Origin of the sequence: Streptomyces sp. 13-12-16 (assembly GCF_002114215.1) — a bacterium.
Taxonomy (GTDB): Bacteria; Actinomycetota; Actinomycetes; order Streptomycetales; family Streptomycetaceae; genus Streptomyces.
On record NZ_NCTE01000579.1, the window covers coordinates 1 to 7872 of the forward strand.

The window sequence follows — 7872 nt, forward strand, 5'->3', positions numbered from 1 at the left end:
CGCTCTGCCGTCCGGGGCCGCCCATGCCGCCGCCACCGCCGGGTCCGCCCATGCCGCCGGCGCCACCGCCGAGCTGGGCCTGCAGGGTGGGGCTGACGGCGGTGACGGCGTACGCGCCCGCCAGGCCGAGCGCGATGCCGAGGGCGCCGCCGATCAGGCCCTGGACCATGGACTCGCCGACCACCTGCCGGGTCACCCGGCCGGACTTCCAGCCCAGCGCCTTGAGGGTGCCGAACTCGCGCACCCGGCGGGAGACGGCGGAGGAGGTGAGCAGGCCGGCGACGAGGAACGCGGCCACGAGCACCACGATCGACAGCCACTTGCCGACGCCGGCGGCGAGCGAGGAGGCGGTGGACAGGGAACCGGAGACGGTGTCCGCGAGGTCGGCGGAGGTCGTGACGGTCGTACCGGAAATGTTCTTCTGGATCCCGGACTTGACGCTGTCGATCTGCTGGGAGTCGGTCGCCTGGACGTAGATCGTGGTGACCTTGTCCTCGGCGTCAGCGAGGGTCTGCGCCTGCTTCAGCGGCAGGTAGAGGTTGGCCGCGGCGTCCCCGCTGGTGGCGGTGGCGATGCCGATGACCTTGTACTCGGTGCCCTTGACGGTGACGGTGTCGCCGGTCTCGAGCTCCTTCTCCTTGGCGTAGGCGGAGTCGGCGACGGCGACCTTCGCGTCGGTCTCGGTCGTCTTGAAGGTGCGTCCGTCCGTGATCTCGGAGGAGGTCAGCGGGCCGAGGGCGGGCTCGGTGACGTCGGTGCCGTAGACGGAGTAGCTGTTGACGTCGAAGTTGGCGCCGCCGCCCTCGACCCGGCCCTGCGGGGAGGACTGGCCGCCACCGGGACCGCCGCCCTGGCCGCCCTCACCGCCCTGGCCGTCCTGCTGGAACTGACCCCGGGTGAACTCGCCGCTCACCTTCATGACCTGGAGGCTCAGCCCGCCCACCGCGTCGGCGACGCCGTCCTGCTCGCCGACCTCGGTCACGGTGGAGCTCGCCAGGGTCTGGAAGCCCTGAACCATGACGCGGTCGCTGCTCTGCTCCTCGCCGGAGCCGTCGTCCTGGGCGTCGAACTGGAACCGGGGGCGTTCGCCGGTGGCCTGGGCCTCCGCGGCCTTGGTGACCGTCATGTCCGTGCCGAGCCCGTACAGGGACTGCAGGACCTTCTCCTGCGCCTTGCTCATGCCGGAGGAAACGGAGTTGACCACGATGACCAGCGCGATGCCGAGCGCGAGCCCGGAGGCGACGACGAGGGCCGCCTTTCTGCGGCGGCGCAGCTCGCGCCTCAGGTAGGTGAAGAACATGGCGGCAAGCTAGGGACGGCGGGTGATGAAGCGATAAGCGCTCCATAAGAGCCCCATGAGAAGAAGACCGATGCCGCCGCCCGCTCCCCGTGAGGGGCGGACGGCGGCATCGGTCAGGTGGTGGGAGGGGGCGCCGCGTACGCGGCCGGCGTCAGACCGCCGAGCCCGCCTTCCACTGCTCCCAGCTCATGTTCCAGCCGTTGAGGCCGTTGTCCGGGGCGATGGTCTTGTCGCCGGTGTTCTGGACGACGACCACGTCACCGATGATCGAGTTGTCGTAGAACCAGGCACCCGGGGTGCTCGGGTCGTTCGCGCCCTTGGTGTCGGACAGGCCCACGCAGCCGTGGCTGGTGTTGACGCTGCCGAAGATGGACTTGGCGCCCCAGTAGTTGCCGTGGATGAAGGTGCCGGAGGTGCTCAGACGCATGGCGTGCGGCACGTCCTTGATGTCGTACTCGCCCTTGCCGTCGTCGTCGGTGAAGCCGACCGTCGCGCCGTTCATCCGGGTCTCCTTGAACTTCTCGGAGATCACCATCTGACCCTCGTACGTCTTGTTCTCGGGCGCCCCGGCGGAGATCGGGATGGTGCGGACGGTCTTGCCGTCCTGCGTGACCTTCATCTGCTTGGTCTTGGCGTCGACGTACGTCACCTGGTTGCGGCCGATCTTGAAGGTGACCGTCTTCTGCTGGACGCCGTAGACGCCCTCGGCGCCCTCGACTCCGTCGAGCGCCAGCTTCAGCGTGACGGTGGAGTTCTCCTGCCAGTACTCGTCGGGCCGGCAGTCCATGCGGTTGGCGTTGAACCAGTGGCAGACGACCTCCTGGCCGCTGCTGCTGGTGACGGTGACGCCCTTCTGCACCTCGGCCTTGTTGGTGATGGCCTTGTCGAAGTTGATCGACACCGGCATGCCGACGCCGACGGTGGTGCCGTCGTCCGGGGTGAAGGTGCCGATGAAGCTGTTGTCCGGGGCGACCGTGGTGAACGAGGCGTTCTCGTGGGCGGCGCGGCCCTCGGAGTCCTCTGCGGTGGCCGACAGCTTGTAGGTGGTGGCGCGCTCGAGCTGGGCGCTGGGCTTCCAGCTCTTCTTGTCGGCGGATATCTCACCGGCGACGGCGGTGCCGTCGGCGGTGGTCATCTTCACCTCGGTGAGCGTGCCCTTGGCCACGGTCACGGCGGCGGAGTTGTTGATGGAGGCGTTGTTGGAGCCGTCCTTGGGCGTGATCTTGATCTGCGCCTCGGAGGACTTCTTCGCCGCCGCCTCGTCGACCTGGGCCTGTGAGCCGCCCTTGTCGCCGCCGCCCGAGGCACCGTCGTCACCGCCGGAACACGCCGAGAGCACCAGCACTCCGCCGAGCAGAGCGGACGCGGCCGCCAGACCCCTGCGCCGCTTACCGTCCGTCATCACACGCTTCTCCATCGTTGCCGAATCCCAACCCCACGAGGCCTCGCCGCGAAGACGAGGGAGCTCGTCCACAACCTTCAACGCTACGACCGGGTGCTCCCGTTCCCCACGGCCCGCGGGTGTGGGGCTCGCCACGTCCGCCGGGCGGACGGTGGGGGTTTCCGGTCGGTGCTCCGCCGCTTGAGACGTCAGGGCCCCGGTGGCGGTTGCCGCCCGGGGTCACGATTTCCCCAAAACGCCTCAGCCGACCCGGCCCTCCCCGTCCTCGTCGTCGTAGGGCTCGTCGTCATCGTCCTCGTCGAGGTCCCACTCCGGCGAGTCGGGGTCGTAGTCGATCTCCTCGCCGCTCCAGGAGGCCTGGAGCAGCTCCACGCCCGGCACTTCGCCGAGCAGGGCGAACGGGTCGACGAGTTGGGCGAGGGCCTCCGCGGTGTCCTCCGCCACGGCGCTCTCGGCGTGTACCCGTTCCTCGTCCGGCATGCCGTCGTCGTCCGCGATCCTGCGCAGCGCGGCCCCGGTCACCGCGTCCTCGTCGTCGATTTCGAGGACGAGTTCCACGCGAAGCCGCACAAACCGTGATGTCTCTGGGGTGCTCATGCCCGGAGCGTACGGCCCCCGACCCCCGTGACTTTCCTGTGACCCGCGACTTTCACTAACATCTGCCCACACGGCCAATTCGCCAGCGCCACAAGGGGATCGATATTCCGTGTCTTCCGCGCTCCGTCCGTTGCTGACCGCCACCGCCGCGGGCACCCTGCTGTGCGCCCTGTGGTTCGTCCCGTCCGCGAACGCGACCTCGAACACACCGGTGGCCGACACGGTCTCGGCGAGCCCGTCTCCGCAGGTCACACAGCAGGCGAGAGTCGTGTCGACGTCCGTCGAGAGCACGGGCGAGGACGTCCGCCTCGCGGACACCGGCAGCTTCGACAGCACCCCGTACATCATCGGCGGCACGGCCTCGCTCGCCCTCGGCGCCGGCTTCGTCGTCTATTCGGTACGCCGGGAACGGCTGGACTTCTGACCGGGGGCCCCGCGACGGCACATCCCGCGGGGCCCGGCCGGGTCAGCGCAGCGGCCCGGTGACCGTCTCCACGGCGGCGACCAGCCGCCCGTCACGCACGAACAGGCCGGCCGCTTCGAGGTCGGGCGCCAGATAGCGGTCCGGTCCGGGGCCGCCGACCCCCGCCTCCCGGACGGCCTCGATGACGGCTCGCGTCGCCGGCGCGGGCGTCAGCCCTTCGCGCAGTTCGACGGCCCGCGTGGCGGCGTACAGCTCCACGGCGACGACCCGGGTGAGGTTGTCGACGGCGGTACGCAGTTTGCGTGCGGCCGACCAGCCCATCGAGACGTGGTCCTCCTGCATCGCCGAGGACGGGATCGAGTCCGCCGACGCCGGTACGGCGAGCCGCTTCAGCTCGCTGACCAGGGCGGCCTGTGTGTACTGGGCGATCATCAGCCCGGAGTCCACGCCGGCGTCGTCGGCGAGGAAGGGCGGCAGCCCGTGGCTGCGGTTCTTGTCCAGCAGCCGGTCGGTGCGGCGCTCGGCGATGGAGGCCAGGTCGGCGACGGCGATGGCGAGGAAGTCCAGCACGTAGGCGACCGGCGCCCCGTGGAAGTTGCCGTTGGACTCGACCCTGCCGTCCGGCAGCACGACCGGATTGTCCACAGCCGACGCGAGTTCACGCTCGGCGACCAGCCGGGCGTGCGCCAGGGTGTCCCGTCCGGCGCCGGCGACCTGCGGGGCGCAGCGCACCGAGTAGGCGTCCTGGACCCGGGGCGCGTCGTCCTGGTGATGCCCCGTCAGCCCCGAACCCTTCAGTACGGCCAGCATGTTGGCGGCGCTGGCGGCCTGACCGGGGTGCGGGCGGATGGCGTGCAGCTCGGGGGCGAGCACCTTGTCGGTGCCGAGCAGCGCCTCCAGGCTCAGGGCGGCCGTGACGTCGGCGGACTTGTACAGGAGGTCCAGGTCGGCGAGGGCCATGACCAGCATGCCGAGCATGCCGTCGGTGCCGTTGAGGAGGGCGAGCCCTTCCTTCTCGCGCAGTTCGACGGGCTGGATGCCGTGCTCGGCGAGCAGTTCACCGGCCGGCCGCACGCTGCCGTCGGGACCCTCCGCCTCCCCCTCGCCCATCAGCGCGAGGGCGCAGTGGGAGAGCGGGGCGAGGTCGCCGGAGCAGCCGAGGGAGCCGTACTCGTGCACGACCGGGGTGATCCCGGCGTTCAGCACGTCGGCCATCGTCTGCGCGACCTCGGGCCGGACACCGGTGCGTCCGGAGCAGACGGTCTTCAGCCGCAGGAACATCAGCGCCCGGACGACCTCCCGCTCCACGCGCGGCCCCATGCCGGCGGCGTGCGAGCGGACGATGTTGCGCTGCAACCGGGCACGGAGCTCGGGGCTGATGTGCCGGGTCGCCAGGGCGCCGAAGCCGGTGCTCACCCCGTACACGGGGTCCGGCTTGGCGGCCAGGGCGTCCACGATCTCGCGGGACGCCGTGAGGGCGGCCACCGCCTCCGCGGACAGTTCGACGCGGGCACCGCCGCGCGCCACGGCGAGCACGTCGGACGCGGTCACGCCGGAGGTCCCCACCACCACAGTGTGCATATCCATATTCAGGAGCGTACGCACTGAATTCAATGATGTCACCACCGGACTCCGGCCCCACCCCTTACCGACAGGTCACGTGCGACAGCTCACGCCGACGGGGGCACACGCCTCACCGACAGACCACGCGCTACGGCGAGTGCCGCCCCCGGAACCGGCGCCGCTCCCCGTCCGCCGCCCGCGACGGCTCGTCCGCCAGCCGCACGACGGGGTCGTCCGGACCCTCCCGTCCGGCCACGACGGGATGCGCGGCGCGCTCGGCCTTGGCCCGGTACTGCGCCGCGTCGGCCAGCCGGAACAGCCGCCGGGCGGAGCGCACCGGCCCGACGGGATCCTCGGTGGACGCCACCCCGCAGGCGACACCGTCCCCGATCCCCAGCTCCACGGCCCGCCGGCACACCTCGTCGGCCGCCTTGACGACCTCGTCGGCCGGCGGCCCCACCACCAGCAGACAGAACTCGTCCCCGCCGAGCCGAGCCGCCAGGGCCCCCGGCAGCATGGCCCCGCACAGCGACAGCACGGTCCCGAACCGCTCCAGCAGCCGGTCCCCCACGGCATGCCCCAGCGTGTCGTTGACCCGCTTCAGCCCGTTCACATCGCACACCACGAGGCTGACGACGGCCCCGTCCCGCCGGTGCCGCTCCACGGCCTCGTCGAGCCGTGCGTCCACGGCACGCCGGTTGGCCAGCCCGGTCAGCGAGTCCGTGTACGCCAGCCGCCGGACCTCCTCCAGCCGCTCGGTCTGCGCGATCCCGGCGGCCACGACGGCGGCCAGGACCGTCGCGAAGTCGGCGTCGCCCCGCCCGAAGACGGGCGCACCGGCCGGCCGGGCCACGTACAGCTCGCCCCAGGCCCGTCCGTGCAGCACGATCGGCGCGACCACACAGCACCCGCGCCCCCGCCGCCTGAGCGCGGCCACCCGCTGATGGCGGTACCCGGCGCGCCCCGCCGAGGGCCCCTCGGCGGTCTCCACCCACGCGTCGGGCTCACCGCCCCCCGCCCACCGCTCGTGCAGGAACTCGGTGATCTCGGCGAACTGATGCACCGGATAGGACTCGTCCTCCGGGAACTCCTCCTCGTCCCCGGCCAGCTCGCCGACGTTCACCAGGACCCGCAGCCGCCCGAGCCCCCGCTCCCACACCGACAGGGCGGCGAAGCTCCCGCCCAGCGCCCGGCAGGCCCCGACGGCCGCGGCCCGCCAGGCGTCCCGCGAACCGTGCGCGGCGGCCATGCCCTGGGCCAGCGCCACGACGGCCGCCAGCCGGCTCTCCTCACCCATCTCTCCAGGTTAGGAAGATTCGGGACCTACCGTGACATCAAGGGAGCGAACGGGGCCCACCGGGGTGCTACTCCCCGGGCCACTCCGGCCTGCGCTTCTCGTTGAAGGCGGCGACCCCTTCCGCCCGGTCCCCCGAGAACGCCACCGACCGCCAGGCGGCGTCCTCGACCTCCAGCCCGGCGGGCAGATCCAGCCCGTGCCCGAGCCGCAGCGCCCGCTTGGCCGCCCGCAGCCCCACCGGCGAGTTCCCGGCGATCCGGGACGCCATGGCGAGCGCCTCCTCCCGGTCCCGCCCCTCTTCCACCAGCTCGTCGACCAGCCCCAGCTCCCGGGCCTCGGCGGCCTCCACCCGGCGCGCCGTGAAGATCAGCTCGGCGGCTCTGGCCGCCCCCACCCGCCGGGGCAGCAACTGCGTACCGCCCCCGCCCGGGATCACCCCGACCGACACCTCGGGCAGCCCCACGACCGCCGTACGGTCGGCGACGATCACGTCGCACGACAGGGCCAGCTCGAACCCGCCGCCGAGCGCGAACCCGTGCACCGCCGCCACCGTCGGCACGGGCAGTTCGAGCACCCCGGTGTACGCCCCGCGCGCCACGGGCCTCTGACGCACCAAATCGGCGTCGCTGAAGGAATTGCGCTCCTTCAGATCGGCCCCCACGCAGAACGCCCGCTCGTGCGAGGAGCTCAGCACCACCACCCGTACGCTCCGGTCCTCCCCCAGCGCCGCACAGGCACCGGCGATGGAACGGGCCATCGCGGTCGACACGGCGTTCATGGCCCCCGGCCGGTCGAGGACGAGCTCCGCGACATGCCCCCGCTCGTGCCGGCGCACCAGCACGAACTCCCCGAACCGTTCCTCACTCATCGACATCCTCCGGTTAACGCGGGTTAACTTTCGCTCGTCCCGATCATCGCAGCCCATGCCCGCCGGGGAAAAGGGCGCACGCCCGGTTCCCTTGTCACCCCCCGGCCACCCGTTCGAGTGACATCGCCCCGACTGCGGCCCGCCCCCGCACGGGAGTGCATAGCGTGCGCACACCGCGGCGCGCCGGGGCGCGCACGCAGGGGAGGGGACCGCGATGACACCGACCACACCGACCGGAGAGCCACCGGCAGACTTCTCCCGCCCCCGGGGCCGCCACCGCAAGCCCCGCCCCCGCAAGGTCCTGCTGGCCGCGGGAGGCCTGGCCGTGGCCGCGAGCGCCGTGACCCTGGTCCGCCTGGCCACCACCCAGGGCGGCGGCACGGGCACCGGCACGGAGGCGGGCCCGCGCCCCGCCCCTCAC

At 72.1% G+C, this 7872-nt stretch carries 7 protein-coding genes and 1 pseudogene; 2 read left to right on the forward strand and 6 right to left on the reverse strand.

Annotated elements, in window-relative coordinates; all coding sequences use genetic code 11:
* From B7767_RS23140 to B7767_RS23150, 3 genes are all read right to left on the reverse strand, one after another.
* On the reverse strand, positions 1-1300 hold a 1300-nt coding region (locus B7767_RS23140), incomplete at its 3' end, for an ABC transporter permease (protein ID WP_085573884.1).
* A gap of 151 nt (positions 1301-1451) precedes the next feature.
* A complete protein-coding gene (locus tag B7767_RS23145) occupies positions 1452-2702 on the reverse strand; it encodes an Ig-like domain-containing protein (protein WP_085573885.1) in 1251 nt (416 codons plus the stop codon).
* Between the two features lie 240 nt (positions 2703-2942).
* Positions 2943-3299: a hypothetical protein gene (locus B7767_RS23150; protein ID WP_085573886.1), complete on the reverse strand. Its 357-nt coding sequence runs from the start codon at positions 3297-3299 to the stop codon at positions 2943-2945.
* Between the two features lie 109 nt (positions 3300-3408).
* On the opposite strand from B7767_RS23150, the gene B7767_RS23155 reads away from it, so the two are divergent.
* Complete coding sequence (locus tag B7767_RS23155) at positions 3409-3723, forward strand: LPXTG cell wall anchor domain-containing protein (protein WP_179167250.1); 315 nt, start codon at positions 3409-3411, stop codon at positions 3721-3723.
* A gap of 42 nt (positions 3724-3765) precedes the next feature.
* Here the strand turns inward: B7767_RS23155 and hutH are convergent, their stop codons facing one another.
* The 3 genes from hutH to B7767_RS23170 all read right to left on the reverse strand — a co-directional run bounded on the left by hutH (position 3766) and on the right by B7767_RS23170 (position 7451).
* Complete coding sequence (hutH, locus tag B7767_RS23160) at positions 3766-5304, reverse strand: histidine ammonia-lyase (protein ID WP_085573888.1); 1539 nt, start codon at positions 5302-5304, stop codon at positions 3766-3768.
* A 130-nt stretch (positions 5305-5434) separates the two neighbouring features.
* Positions 5435-6583, reverse strand: a complete 1149-nt coding sequence (locus B7767_RS23165) for a GGDEF domain-containing protein (protein WP_085573889.1) — start codon at positions 6581-6583, stop codon at positions 5435-5437.
* Positions 6584-6650: 67 nt separating this feature from the next.
* Positions 6651-7451, reverse strand: coding sequence for an enoyl-CoA hydratase/isomerase family protein (locus B7767_RS23170; protein ID WP_085573890.1), 801 nt, complete (start codon positions 7449-7451; stop codon positions 6651-6653).
* A 214-nt stretch (positions 7452-7665) separates the two neighbouring features.
* On the opposite strand from B7767_RS23170, the pseudogene B7767_RS23175 reads away from it, so the two are divergent.
* Positions 7666-7872: pseudogene (locus B7767_RS23175) on the forward strand (hypothetical protein); the annotation flags it as partial.